The organism is Algoriphagus lacus, assembly GCF_003583985.1.
GTDB lineage: Bacteria > Bacteroidota > Bacteroidia > Cytophagales > Cyclobacteriaceae > Algoriphagus > Algoriphagus lacus.
This window is the reverse complement of record NZ_QXML01000006.1, coordinates 259,226-273,832: the sequence shown is the minus strand read 5'-3', so window position 1 is coordinate 273,832 and position 14,607 is coordinate 259,226. Positions and strand designations below refer to the sequence as shown.

The following is a 14,607-nucleotide window of genomic DNA, read 5'->3' as shown; positions in this document are numbered from 1 at the left end:
TTTAGTTCAGGTTTTTGAGTTTGGCTTGTGCCTCAGCTTTGATCTCCGGATTGGTGGAGCGCTCTACAATGGATTCCAGCGTAGCTTTTGCCTGGAAGTCCTCCCCTGTTTTCAGGTAATTGTCTGCCAAAAGGAGGAACATTTTACCGTACCAAAAATCGAAATCTGCAAAGGGTCCGGAATTGTCAAAGATGATTTCATTGGATTTGGCGACATCGCCTTTTTCCTGTAGCGAAAATGCAAGCAAATACAATCCTTCTGCTCCTTGCACCGTCTTGTGATCTTTTGCCAAATTTTCTAAAGTCACTTCAGCTTGTGCTTTTTGATTCAGTTCCCGCTGGGCCTTTGCTTTGGTCAAAAGTGCAGTTGGAGTGGATTCTGGAATAAACCCATCCAAGGTCATCAGCTTTTCTGCATAGGTGATGGATTGCTGGTATTTACGAATGGCAAAGTTGGCAATCATCAAGCCCTGAACGGCTTCAGCTTCCTCTACTTTGTTTCGGGCGTTTTGAGAAGCCGTTTCGAGATAAGGAATTGCCGCCGCATAGTTCTTGTTTTCCAGTTCGATCTGTCCGATTTTAAACATGGCTCTGACTCGCTGCGGAGACGCAGGTTCCTTTTCCAGCATGCGGAAATAACTCAAGCCCCGCTCCTGATCTCCAGCCTGAAGGAATGCATCCCCTGCAAAATACAGGGCGTCCGGACGCTGGGCAGATTGCGGATAGCTTCTGAGGAAACTCTCAAAAGCGCGGGCCGCCTGAGCATAATTTTTATCCAAATAGAGACTTTTTGCTGCCTCGTATTCCAAGGACTGAACATTGCCTCCTCCCGGATTGGAGCTTTTATATTTGGCCAAGTAATCGCCAAACTCGGCAGACCTGCCCTGAAGTGCCAAAGTTTCCTGAAGACCTTTTAGTGCTGTTTCGGAGTTTTGGGCATTAGGATGTTTATCCAAAATCGATTTATAATCGGCAATCGTCTGATCGTAATTCTGTTGCGAGAAATTAGCTACTGCCCTTCCTTCCAAGGCAAACGGCACAAACGGTGAATTGGGTCTTCCATTGATCAAGTCCGAAAAAGCCGAAGATGCCTCCTTGTAACGGACTTCTTCCAAATAAATCTGACCTCGTAAGAACATTGCATCCTCGATGTACAAACTGCTTGAAAATCCGGATATCAACCTGTCCAATTGACTAAGCGCTTCATTATTTCTGGACTGGAAGTTTTGCACCACCGCCAAGCGGTAATAAGCATAATCTATTCCGGCAGTTGACTCAGAAATTGCCCGCTGGAAGGTGGATGCAGCATCTCCAAATTTCTTTTGCACATACTGACAATCTCCAAGTCTCAACAAAGCATCATCGTAGTTTTGCTTTTCACTGGTGCTTCTCAGCTTCTCGGTGTAAAGTCCAAACTGCTCCTCAGCCTTGGAATAGTTTTGGGAGTTGAAGTAAGCATACCCCAATCCATAATGGGTTTTGATCAGAAATGGATGAGAAGTAGCTGGATTCATCCCACGAACTGCCTCATAGGACCGGATGGCCTGAGCCAGGTTTCCATCTGCTGTATTAATTTCCCCTTTCCAAAAATGAGTTTCCAACAGCAAATCCCGATCGCTTGGAAAAGCCTGGGACTTGTCCAATAAGGCCAAGGCCTGTTTGTTCTTTTGGTCCCGATAATAGACCATGGCCTGATAGTAGGCTACCTTTTGGTAAGCTGCCTGAATTCTTGGGGACTTGTTGCGAATCTTATCCATCTGATCGATCGCACGCAAGTAATCGCTAGAATTGATCAACGCCTCCGATAGCAAGGTCTCCGCTTCTTCCCGGTTTTTTCCGGATGGGTAGGTTTCCAGGTATTCATCCAGAGCCGTGATTGCCACCTGGAAGCTTCCTTTTTGAAGGTTTGTCTTGGCAAAATTGAACAACGATTCTTCCTGGATTTGCTTATTGAAGTTTGATTTGGAAGCTGCTTGAAAACTCGTGGTCGCAAACTGGTAGTTTTCCAATTTCAGATAAGCATGTCCTAGGTAATAACTGGATGACTGACCAATTTCATCTGTTCCAGATGCCGATACTTTCAGGTAGTCCGTTGCCCGTTGATAATTTCCGGATTCAAAAAAGGAAATGCCAGCTTTGTAGACTTCCTCGCGGGAAAGCGTTCCTTTTTTGGAATTGATAAAGGCATCGTAATTATTTGCCGCCTTGGCAAATTCCCTCTTTGCGTAGTAGGCTTCCGCCAAATAAAGATGGATGGTTTCCTTGCGATCCAGGTTTTGACCTGAAGCCAAAAGCGGTTCTGCGTAGCTGATAACCTGATCGTAATTCCCTTCCTGATAATAAAGAGCAGAGATCAGATAAGGGACTTTGGTGGAATAAAAGGATGACTTTGCTGCCTCCTGCAAGTCAATAATTGCTTTGGCGTTATTTCCACTTTCCATGGCAATAAATCCGCTGTAATAATAGGCATCGGTACTGATCGGTTGATTGAGGACTTTGGCCTGATCTAAAAACGGCGCAGCTTGCCCATAGTCTTTCAGCTGAAAATAGGAATAGCCCTGCTTAAAAAGCACATCGGCTTGATTCGCTTCGGATGGCCCGTTTACCTTTACCAAAGCATATCCGTCGACTGCTTCCCTGTAGTTTTTTTTATAGAAAAAATGGTCTCCCAAATACAATCCGGCAGTGGTAACCGTGGGATGGTTACCGTGATCGTAAATATATGACTTCATTAGTCCGGGTCCATCAGGACTTTCCAGCTGAAGCGCAGACATGGCACGGTAAAGTTCGGCAGACTTCTGCTGTTCACTGGTAAGATTCTGATTTAGAAGCCGACTGTTGTCGTAAAGTGAGGCAGAAAAGAGCTGTTTGTCAAAAAGCTCCAAATGATAATCCAGAGCTTGCTGGGGACTGGTCTGATACAGTGTGGATTGAGAAAAAGCTTCCACACTCATCCCCAGGCCTGCAAGCAGCACCAGGTAGTGTTTCATAGTTTGGCTTTTGGGTAATCAGTGCAAAATCTTGTACACCAGTTCGCGGAGGATTTCACCTTCGTCCATGCTTCCGGAGTCCACTCCTTTGAAACGAAGGTCTGCCTCTTTGATGTACCCGAACACATCAATTACCTTGCCCAATTTGTAGTTTTTGGAGGCTGCCAAGTATTCTTTCAACCCATAGGGATTGATTCCAATAACTCCCGCCAATTGGTTATCAGGCATGGGTCCTGCCCGGTGCACCAGTGCTATTTTGCTGAAATAATTGTAGAGCAAAGAAAAAATCGGAATGACCGGATGGGCTTTTGGATTTTGAATAAAATAGTGGATAATCTGATTGGCTTTTATAATATCCTTATAACCAATCGCTTTTGTGAGTTCAAAATTGTTGTACTCTTTGTTAATCCCGATGTATTTGGAGATGTGATCGGGAGTGAATTTGGTCGGTTCCGGAAAATTGATGAGCATTTTTCCTACTTCATTGGTAATTACTTCCAGATTATTACCAATCGAATCCGCCAACAATTGCGCAGCTTTTGCGTCAATTTGATGGCCCAGATCCTTGAAATAAGACTCCACCCAACCGGTCAGTAACCAATCTTTTACCTTTTCGGAATTAACATAAATTGACTTTTTATCCAGTTCCTTTTTCAAAGAACTTCTCCCGTCCAGCTTTTTGTGCTTATGCGCAAAAACCAAAATGGTACTCGGAAGTGGGTTATTCAGATAACTCATTAGGAGTTTCTGAGCATCTTCTTTTCCAAGATCCGGGATACTTTGGGCCTCTTTGACGATCACCACTTGCCGCTCTGCCATCATGGGGAATTTTCGGGCATTGCTCAGAATCACATTGACCGGGGAATCCTTACCATACATGATCAGTTGATTAAAGCCCTTTTCGTGTTCGGCGATCGCATTTTTTTCAATGAAGTCAGTAATCAAATCAATGAAATACGGTTCATCCCCTTCCAAAAAGTAAATCGGAGCAAACTTTTTCGCTTTCAGGTCTTTAAGAACTGCTTCGGGTGAATGGGCCATGGATTAGAAAAACTATACGGTTTAAAGATAACAGCCGAAAGGATTTAGGAGCAAAAACAAAGAAAATATTCTTTGGTAAACTATTCGGGGCTTAATTTTGTATTGCTTTAAAACAAGAGAAAATGAGTTTCGAAAAAGGGATCGCTCTATACAAAGAAGGAAAGTTTGAAGAAGCATTGGTGTGTTTTGATGAGTTGATTTCCGTTCATTCCGGAAAGGCCGAGTTGCATCTTTACCGTGGAAGAATATTGACCCGGTTGGGAAAAGGTGAAGCAGCCTTGGAGGATTTTGACTTACTGATCGCACTCGAACCTTACAACACCGACTACATCAGTGATCGCGGGGTGGTCCTTCACTTGATGGGAAGAAATGAAGAAGCGCTTGGAGAACTCGACCGAGCGGCGAATTTGGACCCAAGAAACCCCTACAGATACAGTAGCAGAGCGTTTTTCAAAGATCGAATCGGGGATTTTCAAGGTGCAATCGAAGACTACGAAAAAGCTATCGAACTGGATCCAGAAGATGCGGTAGCATACAACAACAAAGGATTGGTTGAGGAAAAACTAGGATTCAAAGAGCGATCAAAAAAGAGTTTTGAAAAAGCGGATGACTTGGTAGGATACAAGCCGAACCCTACAAATGACAAGCTCCCTCCGATTGGAACCAAGAAATCAGCCGAAATTCCTGTTGCCGCTCCTATTCAACCTAGTGAATCCAAAAAAATGAGTGCTAACCATTTTTGGACCACACTCAGGTCTTTATTTAGTAATTCAAGTACCAGAAAGGAATTCGGGGATTTTCTTAAGGGCTTTTTTTCAGGAAAAAAGTCTAAAAACTCTTAATCACCCAAAGAGGCTTATTCAGGAAATAGGACATTTTCTTAGAGAGGTTTTTGGAAAAGATCTGGTCAAAAAAAGTCTTTTTCTTAGAGAGTGTTACTAGCATATCACCTTTGGCTACCTGTAAGTAATTTTCCAGACCCAGAGCCAAATCATCGCGATAGGATTTAAGCACGTAATTAACCTTGTCATAACGAACAAATGGCTTAATTTCCTCTACCACGGTCATGTGAAGTGATTTGTCAAGTGCCTTTTGGCTGGAGGACACATGCACCAAGTCAACCTCCGCATCAAACATTTGAGCCATTTCCACCACTTTTTGGATGGCCAGTTTATCCTCCTCGATGTAATCCGAAGCATACACCAACTTGCGAGGGCGCTTAAAAAAGACCTTTCTCGGAACAATAAGAACATCTCGATCTGACTGTTCCACCAATTTGCTAGCTCGGCTTCCGATGATATTTTCCCGGAGTTCATTCATTCCCTCTGTACCGGCCACTATCAGGTCTGCATTGATTTCCTTGGCAAAATCAATTGACGTTTGGACAATTTTACCCTCACGAATGGCAATTTCACAGCCTTTCAGTCCATTGGCAATACTTTCTTCCAGAACCGCCTTCTGTAGGTTTTTTAATTTCTCCTGAACGAATTCCACCTGATGTTTTCCTTGGGTATCCTTCGGGGAAAGTTTTAGGTAGTCTTCTTTATTTAATACATGGAAAAGGATCAGTTGAGCATGAAACTTTTCACCGAGTTTAGCGGCATACTCAATTGCATTAAGTGAGCATTCTGAAAAGTCAGTCGGGCAAAGGATTTTAAAAGTCTTTTCCATGGCAAAAATTTAATAACCTCTTTGTCGGTTAACGAGATTTAGAAGTGGCTGGTTGGCCTTCAATCTCCTAAAGTTTTCAATTATTTGGGGAGCAGCCGCTTGGGGGTTTGTCACGCTTGCAATATGCGGAGTCAGTTGGATTCGGTCTTCCTCCCAAAATGGATGATTCGTAGGCAAAGGTTCTTTCCGGTAAACATCCAAAAGTGCTCCAGAAAGATAGCCTTTATTCAAGGCTGGGATCAAATCCTCTTCCACCAAATGCTTCCCACGTGCTACATTGATCAGGTAGGTTCCAGGATTACATTTTTTGAAAAGGTCCAGATTCAAAATACTTTCTGTTTCTGGAGTTAAAGGAAGTAAACAAACCAAGACATTAATCTGGGAAAGAAAATCCTGAAGTTGATTTTTGGAGAAATAGGGAAAAGGGAAGTCGATTTTCTCCGAAAAACCAAAGCCAAAAACAGGAAATCCGAGGTAATTCAATTTATCCAAAACGTCTCCTCCAAGGGCTCCAACTCCCATTACTCCCACTTTGACCGGAATCTCAGGGTTGCTCATGTCCCAAACCTTTTTCTTTTGGTCACTTTGGTAACGAGCGATTTGCCGGTGAAAATTCAGCACACCCATGATGACATAGTTGGTCATCGACCAAGTGAGCTTTTCATCCACAATCCGCACGATCGGCATGGATTCTTGGACAGCAGAATCACTTAAGATGTGATCCACGCCTGCACCCAGAGAACTGATCAGCCTAAGATTGGGAAGGGTATTCAAGTATCCTGGAGGATGCTGCCATAGCAGGGCCATCTCAACATCTTCAGGACGATCAATATCTGGATAAACCTGAATATCTATGTCCGGCTGATGAAAAGTCAGGGCATCAATCCAAACTTGGGGATTACGACCTGGGCTGATTATGGCTAAACTCATTGAAAATCGTGTTGGGTTACTGACCAAAATTAACCACTTCGTCCCCTCATCAAAACCCGCTGATCAAAATTCCGAACTGGTTTTGCAAAAAGGGAAAGAAAAGCTAGAAATTGCGGGACAAAACAAAACTTTGGAAGAGGTTTTGTTATTCTAGGACGAACAAAAAAGTTTCAAACATCATGATCAACAAACTCACCTTTACCTTTCTGACCTTGTTTTTGGCAAGTTTTGTCAGTTTTGCACAGCAAATCCAAATGCCGCAATCCAGCCCAAGCGCAAAGATTTCCCAGCAATTTGGATTGACTACAGTCACGGTCGACTACAGTCGTCCAAGCACCAAAGGCCGTAAAATTTTCGGAGAATTAGTTCCTTACGGTGAAATCTGGAGAACTGGGGCTAATGCTGCCACTGTAGTGACGTTCACCACTGAGGTAGTGATCAACGGAAAAGAAATCCCTGCTGGATCTTATGCCTTGTACGCCATTCCCGGAAAAGCCGAATGGACCATCATCCTGAGCAAAAACACCAAACTTTGGGGAGCAATCGGATACAAGCAAGAAGAGGATCAGGTAAGATTCACCGTTGAACCTACCAAAACCAGCAAAAAATACGAGACGTTTGAAATCAGTTTCAACAACCTGACTGACAATGGAGCTGATATGTCGCTGAAATGGGAATACACTCGGGTAGATTTCAAGATTATCACCGAAGTAGATAACATCGTTATGGCTGACATCAAAAAACAGGTGATTGATGCCAATTCCACCAATCCATCCCTACTTTATCAGGCTGCCAATTATTACTTCACTAACACCAAGGACCTTAATCAGGCTTATGCTTGGATCAAGCAATCCACAGATAGCGATCCAAAGTATTGGACCATGCACTTGAGAGCAAAAATTGAACTTGCTTTGGGTATGAAAACAGAAGCTCTCGACTCTGCCACCAAATCCAAGAAAATGGCCGAGGAAGCTAAAAACCCGGATTATATCGCACTTAATGATCGTTTGATCAAATCGATCAAGTAATCAGGATAGCAAACAAAAAAACTCCGAAGTTTCCTTCGGAGTTTTTTTATGCTCTTAACTCAGCTTCATTTAGGATTGATCGACACTTTTACCCACCATTGGCTGCATGATCCACGCAAAAAGCATTACAGCGATGCATCCAATTGCGTTGTACCAAAGGAATCCGATATCCCAATGGAAACCTAAAATTCCTGTACCGTTTCTGAAATGGATTACTAGAATCAGCGCCTGAGAAAGCAGGGCAGCGATAAAGACAGCTCTTCCTTTTACCCACTTCATGAAAAATCCCACCATGAAGATTCCGAGGATGGATCCATAAAACAAAGAGCCTAACAGATTTACCGCCTGGATTAGATTTTCAAAGAGTGAAGCATAGGTGGCAAAAAGAATTGCCCCTACTCCCCAAAAAGCAGTAAAGAATTTGGAGGAAATCACATAATGGCGGTCACTCGCCTCTTTTTTGACCGATCTTTTATAGAGATCCACGGTACTTGTGGACCCTAGAGCATTCAATTCAGAAGAAGAAGAAGACATAGCCGCACAGAAAATTACGGCAAAGAGAAGTCCCACGACCCCTTTTGGCAAATAATCCATCACAAAGCGCATGAAGACGTAATCCGTGTCCCGAGTCTCGGCCTCCGGGTCGTTCAGCTTAATCAGTGACTTTACCTCCTCGCGGATTCCGGATTGTTCGGATTTTATTCCATTGATCTGTCCCTTTATTTCTTCGGCTTTGCCTTCATCCCCCTTATCAATGGCTGAAATCATTTCCTCATAAGCTACCTTTCCAGACTCAAAACTCGCCTGATATTTTTCTTCCAATTGCTCAAGTTGAGGAGCATATTCGCTTTGGCGTAGCTTATCTGTCTGCACCTGATTGAAGAACACCGGAGGCTGGATAAACTGGTAAAAAACAAATACCATTACTCCGATAAAAAGGATCACAAACTGCATTGGGATTTTTAGAAAACCGTTCATGATCAATCCCATCCGACTTTGGGCCAAGGTCTGCCCGGACAAATATCGCCCGACCTGGCTTTGATCCGTGCCAAAATAGCTAAGGAACAGAAAGACCGCAGCAGTCATCCCTGACCATACATTGTATCGGTCAGCAAGGTCAAATTCAAAACTAACCACATTAAGTTTTTCCATTTTCCCAGCGACATGAAGTGCCTCCTGAATGGAAATGGGAAGCATTTGGATTACGATGATTCCTGCCAAAAGCATTCCTCCCATCATCACGGCCATTTGCTGCTTTTGGGTGATGGAAACGGCCTCAGTTCCCCCTGAAACTGTATAAATTATCACCAAGACACCGATAAAAATATTGGTCCAGGTAAGATTCCAACCCAGCAACGTGGACAAAATAATAGCAGGCGCATAGATGGTAATCCCGGCAGCCAAACCTCGCTGAATAATGAACAGTAGAGCTGTTAAGGTCCTTGTCTTGAGATCAAAACGGTTTTCCAAATACTCGTAAGCGGTATATACTTTCAGCTTATAATAGATGGGAATAAAACTTACCGAAATGATAATCATCGCTAAAGGTAACCCAAAATAAAACTGAATGAAGCGCATTCCGTCTTCATAGGCTTGTCCCGGAGTACTCAGAAAAGTAATCGCAGAGGCCTGGGTAGCCATGATCGAAAGCCCGATCGTCCACCAGTTCATGGAATGTTGACCGCGGAGGTAGGAATCCAGATTCTTTCGCCCTCTGGTTTTATAAATCCCATAAACTGCGATCAAAATCAGGGTGCCGTATAGGACTATCCAGTCGAGATTACTCATGAGTAAGCAATTGACAACCAATAAAACAATCCAATCATTACCACCAAACTGGCCATTAGGCCCAAGTAGATTCTATTCCAGCGAATTGGTTTTTCTTCCATCTTACTGTTCTATCAGATTGACAAATAACTTGATTGCGCCCGGCACCCCAGCAGGCAATTGCCTGAAAAATGAAATCCCGGTATAAACAAAACTTCCTTGACCATATTTTCCTACGATAAGTGAACCGTTGTTAGGTTTCTCATCCGGGTCTTGCATGATTAATGGTGTCTGATAGGACGAATCAATGGCAGTGGCAAAATAAAGCCCTCTCTCCTGAACCCAGCCTTCAAAATCAACTTGAGTTACTTTATTTGGCCCGGCCAAAACAGGGCTTGCCCAATCGGCAGTCACAGGAGAACCCTGCACAGCTACCCGATCCCTTCCGATCGTAAACGGATAAGGACCAAGTTGACTCGTCAAAAGTGGTGAACTCGTATTATACTGGATAATAAGATTTCCCCCAGACCGGACATAACCCATCATTGCCTGCTGGTTTGAAGACAAATCTTCGTTGGTATTGTAAGCACGGATTCCAACCACAATCGCCTTAAATTGACTCAGGTAATCCACCGTATAATCCTCCGGACCTATCATAGTTACCTTATAACCCAAGGCAGTCAAAACTCCTGGAACATCATCTCCAGCACCGGGAACATAGCCAATTTTTTCACCGGAAAGCTTCCAATCCGCCTGAATCAGGTTAAATGAGGCAGGACTGAAATAGGTGAGATTCGGGATATGCTTATAGGAAATCTGCTTAATCAGTTGATCGTAGCTTTTGCCTTGGGCCGTCGTAAAACGGGCTGTAATTGTCTTTTTCCCGTTTCCGTTTGGTAAAAAGCCAACCTGATAGATTCGTTTTTTCTGAAAAACTACGTCTTCAATACTCAGGATCTTGAATTGGGTGGTATCCAATCCTTCAAAATCCAGATTGCCTTCCAAAAACTGATCTCTGAAATGGACTGTAACAGTCAAAGTAGGATCAGCACCGGAAACCAGAAAAACATTTTCCTTTGAAACTGACAAATCCACTTCTGGGACGATTGTAAAGGGCTGTTTCACCTCTCCATCGACCTGATCATTAAACTTGTATCGCAACGGAACGTTGGCCTTAAACTTATGATTTTCAATTGAAAAGGTAAGATTACCTGAAGTCGTTACGTCATTAAATGGCTTACCGATTTGTACTTGATCATTTACTTGATAGACTGCCCCATCAATCGCGTTTTCCAGCCAGTAGGGTTGGGAATAGACAGCATCCTCAGGAATTGTAAATGAAACTGGAATGGATACGGTCTTATTTTCTTTAATTTCATTTACTCCGCTCTGAAGATTCTGTCCGTTTACTTCAAAGTTGATTTGTGATATCCCTATTCTTGATGGGTTATTTAAAATCAATTCAGCCTTGACCTCTTCCCCTGGAAAGCCCGTTTCTTTCCTTACATTGAATTCAAATTCAAGTCCCAAGGATCTAAAAATAACCTGATCCAGCTTATCAATTTTTTCCCTGATCCAAGTTTCCTGAGACGAAAGCGCCAGCATTGAAGACCTCAGTTTCAGTAATTTCTCCACATTCTTGTCAGGTTGGACAAAATCAAAGGTTGAAATCGTTTGCTCAATTTGCAGTTTAATTTCCTTCCCACCCATGATGCCTTCCCATCTATCGGAGACTCCATCAAATGGACTTCCTGAATAATCCTCACCTGCTACCAGTTGGATGTAATCCTTGGCCTCTCCGGTTCCTGCTGTAGCTCCAAATCCCTGGGATTTGTGCATGGTACGGCTGTCGGCGGCGATTTGGTGATAGGTCTCACCTAACAAAGGATCGTAACCGCCAACTTCGAACACGTGATATTTTTTACCCTCTTCAGGCTTAAACTCTCCCTGAAAATTATAGGCATTGAAGAAGATTCGCTTGGCTTGCCAAGGTTTTATCCATTGAAGTTGCTCAGGAAAAGCATCGGACTTTCCAGCCAATTCAAAAGCCTCTCCAGCCAAAATTGCTGAAGTCGTGTGATGTCCGTGAGTGACGCCGGGAATGGTATTGAATCGGGTAATGATGATATCCGGTTGGAATTTTCGGATTGCCCAAACCACATCTGACAAGACCTTTTCTTTTTCCCAGTTCTGAAAGGTTTCAGTAGGATTTTTACTGTAGCCAAAATCCATAGCACGGGTGAAATACTGCCTTCCACCATCCGTTTCCCGAGCTTTGATCAATTCCTGAGTTCGAATCTGACCCAATTCGATCCCGAGTTCCTTTCCAATCAGATTTTGCCCCCCATCTCCCCGGGTAAGGCTTAGGTAAGCCACTTCTGCATGTTCACCGTTGGCCAGGTAAGCAATCAGTCGGGTATTTTCATCATCCGGATGAGCTGCTACATAAAGAACTCTTTTCGTTTCTTTTACCTGAAGAAGCTGATGATAAATTCGGGACGAGGGAATGGACTGAGCCTGAACGAAATAGCCAAAAAATCCAAATAAAACGAGTAAAGAAGCCTGAACTACTTTGGGTCTTAGCATAGAGGGTTTTAATTGACGCAGAAAGCTATCTGAATCCAAAGGGAAATAAAAATATTTTGTGATTAATGGAAGATATTCTAAGGCTCAAAATCACCTTTTTCCCGGAATAGTATAACCAAAAGTAAATTCAAAGAAGTCAGCCTTGGCTTTGTGTGCTTTGATTTGCATCCCAGCAAACATATTGTTGTCAAACCGATATCGCGCGCCGATTCGCTCATAAAACCAGGTAATCTCTTGGTTCAATTCATTACGGTATAAATAAGCTCCCAGACCAATAGGGACATAAAGTCGCTCTGTCAACTGCCACTCCCAAGACCCTACGACGGCCAAAGATGTCTGATCTTTAAAGGAAAAATCACCTTCCGGAAATCTTTTCTCCATCCCTTGAGCCCAGAAAAAGTCGAGCCCAAGACCAAATCGATATTTATAGGTCGGTTCGAATAAATAATTTAATCCTAAACCTCCCCTGAAATAGGCTGGATCACCGATTTCATAATTTTTCATTCCGGTATAAAGAGCAATATTCCAAAATGTCCGAAGCCCTTTTTCTTCAATCACCGGCGCTTCGGTTGGAATAGGTTTGATATCCCCAAGCTTTACATTCAGGCCCATGTTCAAAGGAAAGAGGTTAATCCCAGCATTGGGCCTTTTGGTAGCACCATTGGAATAATGCTTTAATCCCAAGCTAGCCTGAAAATCAATCCGTTCTGATATTCGAACGGTCGAATTCACCCCCATTTGAATATAGCAATTGACTTTTGATCCGATGTACTGATTATTTGGATTGACGGCGGGATCATACGGCTTGAGATTGAACCCAATGCCTAATTGCATGAAATATCCGAAACTCACCCTGTTGTTTTGTCCAGAAATTGAAAAAGGGATTTCCATAAATCCATAAAGGGCTTGAGGTCTTCCGATTTCAGAGTAGTAAGGAATTGTTGTATTAAACCCTATCCCCAAAGTTGGATACCGGTAGAGGTAATTAAATTTTGAATTAGAAATTTTCCTCCAGCCCAGTTGAAAATCCAATGCCTTATAATCAACGGCATTTTTAACCTCATCTCCCCAGTCCGTACCATTACTGAGCATTGGTCCCGTTTCATAAGAAAAACCAAATGTTTTTTGGAATTTCTTTTCCTGAGCCCATAAAAGCTCAGATGTAAAAAATAAAAAGACCAAAAATCCAATTTTAAACAGTTTATCCATAAAAGGTACTTCAAAAGGCGGGGTAGGACAAAAGTATTAAATATTAGGCAACTACAGTTCAACTTCAAAGTCCACATTATTTTAAAAACCCCTAAAAACAAGAAAGGCCAGCTTTTCAGCTGGCCTTTTCAATGTATCTTTTATCCTATTGTATTACTTCTCCTGCCAGTTTGCACCAAGCAATTCTGTCAACTTCTTGTTCAAAGCATCCACTTCTGCAGTGTTTTTCAATCTGGTGTGAACTTGATACAATACAATCATGATGTCTGTATTGTCAGGTTTGATCTCCAATGCCTTGGTAAAGTAAGGAACAGACTGCTTGTAATAGTCATCTGCCTGTTTGCCAAGAGTCTGAGATTGCTTTTCCCATTCTGCGTCAGAAAGAGAGTTCAAATCGTTAAGAATTTTTCTAGACAATTCAAGCAACAAAGCTCCGGTGTAGTAATTTCCTTCGAAGTAGTTTGGATCGATTTCTACAGATTTTTTGTAATCTGCCAATCCACCTTCCAAATCACCAGCCTGCTCTTTCAAATAACCTGATCTCAATAAAAGACCTGTATTGTTTGGATCATTTGCCAAGGCATCCTTGATCTGAGCCATGGCTTCATCCATCTTGTTCAATTGTAGGAGCAACTGGATCTCATATTCAGCAAGTACTTTGTCAGTTGGGTACTCAGCTTTTGCTTTGGTTACGATGTCAAAAGCTGCCTGAGGGTTTTTATCTTCAGTGCTAAGAATCTGAACCATGAAGTAATACGCATTCAGCTTGTTATAACCTGGAATATCCAACAAATAGCCAAAGTGTCTTTTTGCCTCTTCGAATTTACCCAAGTCATTTGCAAGGAAGCCAGCATTGTAGTGAATGGTAGTATCCTTCAAATCGATCTCACCGGCAAGATTGAAAAACTCATATGCCATTTCAAGATCGTTTTCATTGTATCGCTCAATCCCTTTGTCAAATGAAGCATTCTTCAAGGTGAAAATTGAATAGGGTCTCAAGTTGTCTGGAACCCCAGCAACTTCATCTGTATAGACTTCTTTTCCTACTCCTGTAGTTTTATCACTACCGGCCATTTCAAAGGTTTTGTTGAATGTCTCCAGCGCAGCAACACCTACCCCCAATGTTTCCGAGGTGTTGGAGGAATCAGAACCAAACATTTTAGTCTGGATTTGTGCTTTCAAAAGGAATGTAGCAGGATCGCCACTAGTTTCCGGATTGGTCGTAGCAGCTTCAACTGCAGTCAAAGCAGCTTCAAGATTGCCGGATTTGAAACCTTTTTCAGCTTCTTTTACTACTTTCTTTTGTCCAAAGGCCAAGGTTGTTGCACCAACCAGGACCATTGAGAGAATTAGCTTTTTCATTAGCGTTTTTTCTTAATTGTTTGG

Annotated in this window: 11 protein-coding genes; 3 read left to right on the top strand and 8 right to left on the bottom strand. The window is 42.7% G+C overall.

Features of this window, described 5'->3' with window-relative positions:
* Position 1 precedes the first annotated feature (1 nt).
* Both D0X99_RS13560 and holA read right to left on the bottom strand, forming a co-directional pair.
* Positions 2 to 2,989, bottom strand: a complete 2,988-nt coding sequence (locus D0X99_RS13560; protein ID WP_119478374.1) for a tetratricopeptide repeat protein — start codon at positions 2,987 to 2,989, stop codon at positions 2 to 4.
* 18 nt (positions 2,990 to 3,007) lie between these two features.
* Entirely contained in the window at positions 3,008 to 4,030 is a 1,023-nt protein-coding gene (holA, locus tag D0X99_RS13555; RefSeq protein WP_119478373.1) for a DNA polymerase III subunit delta, read from the bottom strand.
* A gap of 122 nt (positions 4,031 to 4,152) precedes the next feature.
* Here holA and D0X99_RS13550 point away from each other — a divergent pair, with 122 nt between their 5' ends.
* Positions 4,153 to 4,872 carry a tetratricopeptide repeat protein gene (locus tag D0X99_RS13550; RefSeq protein ID WP_119478372.1) on the top strand — a complete coding sequence of 240 codons (720 nt, stop codon included), beginning with the start codon at positions 4,153 to 4,155 and terminating at the stop codon, positions 4,870 to 4,872.
* Here the strand turns inward: D0X99_RS13550 and D0X99_RS13545 are convergent.
* The gene (locus tag D0X99_RS13545; RefSeq protein ID WP_119478371.1) at positions 4,859 to 5,701 is read right to left on the bottom strand and encodes a universal stress protein; all 843 of its coding nucleotides are present in this window, start codon (positions 5,699 to 5,701) and stop codon (positions 4,859 to 4,861) included. The two genes, D0X99_RS13550 and D0X99_RS13545, sit on opposite strands and share 14 nt — an antisense overlap.
* A 9-nt stretch (positions 5,702 to 5,710) precedes the next feature.
* A complete protein-coding gene (locus D0X99_RS13540; RefSeq protein ID WP_119478370.1) occupies positions 5,711 to 6,631 on the bottom strand; it encodes a 2-hydroxyacid dehydrogenase in 921 nt (306 codons plus the stop codon).
* Between D0X99_RS13540 and D0X99_RS20410 the strand changes: the two genes are divergently transcribed.
* Positions 6,618 to 6,785, top strand: a complete 168-nt coding sequence (locus tag D0X99_RS20410) for a hypothetical protein (RefSeq protein WP_158587706.1) — start codon at positions 6,618 to 6,620, stop codon at positions 6,783 to 6,785. The two genes, D0X99_RS13540 and D0X99_RS20410, sit on opposite strands and share 14 nt — an antisense overlap.
* 25 nt (positions 6,786 to 6,810) lie before the next feature.
* A complete protein-coding gene (locus D0X99_RS13535; protein WP_119478369.1) occupies positions 6,811 to 7,659 on the top strand; it encodes a DUF2911 domain-containing protein in 849 nt (282 codons plus the stop codon).
* Between the two features lie 69 nt (positions 7,660 to 7,728).
* On the opposite strand, the gene D0X99_RS13530 is transcribed toward D0X99_RS13535, so the two are convergent.
* The 4 genes from D0X99_RS13530 to D0X99_RS13515 form a co-directional block, all read right to left on the bottom strand.
* Complete coding sequence (locus D0X99_RS13530; RefSeq protein WP_119478368.1) at positions 7,729 to 9,447, bottom strand: sodium:solute symporter; 1,719 nt, start codon at positions 9,445 to 9,447, stop codon at positions 7,729 to 7,731.
* Positions 9,448 to 9,549: 102 nt separating this feature from the next.
* Complete coding sequence (locus tag D0X99_RS13525) at positions 9,550 to 12,012, bottom strand: PIG-L family deacetylase (RefSeq protein WP_119478367.1); 2,463 nt, start codon at positions 12,010 to 12,012, stop codon at positions 9,550 to 9,552.
* Positions 12,013 to 12,102: 90 nt separating this feature from the next.
* Entirely contained in the window at positions 12,103 to 13,104 is a 1,002-nt protein-coding gene (locus D0X99_RS13520; RefSeq protein ID WP_158587705.1) for an acyloxyacyl hydrolase, read from the bottom strand.
* Between the two features lie 270 nt (positions 13,105 to 13,374).
* Positions 13,375 to 14,583: a tetratricopeptide repeat protein gene (locus D0X99_RS13515; RefSeq protein WP_119478365.1), complete on the bottom strand. Its 1,209-nt coding sequence runs from the start codon at positions 14,581 to 14,583 to the stop codon at positions 13,375 to 13,377.
* Positions 14,584 to 14,607 lie beyond the last annotated feature (24 nt).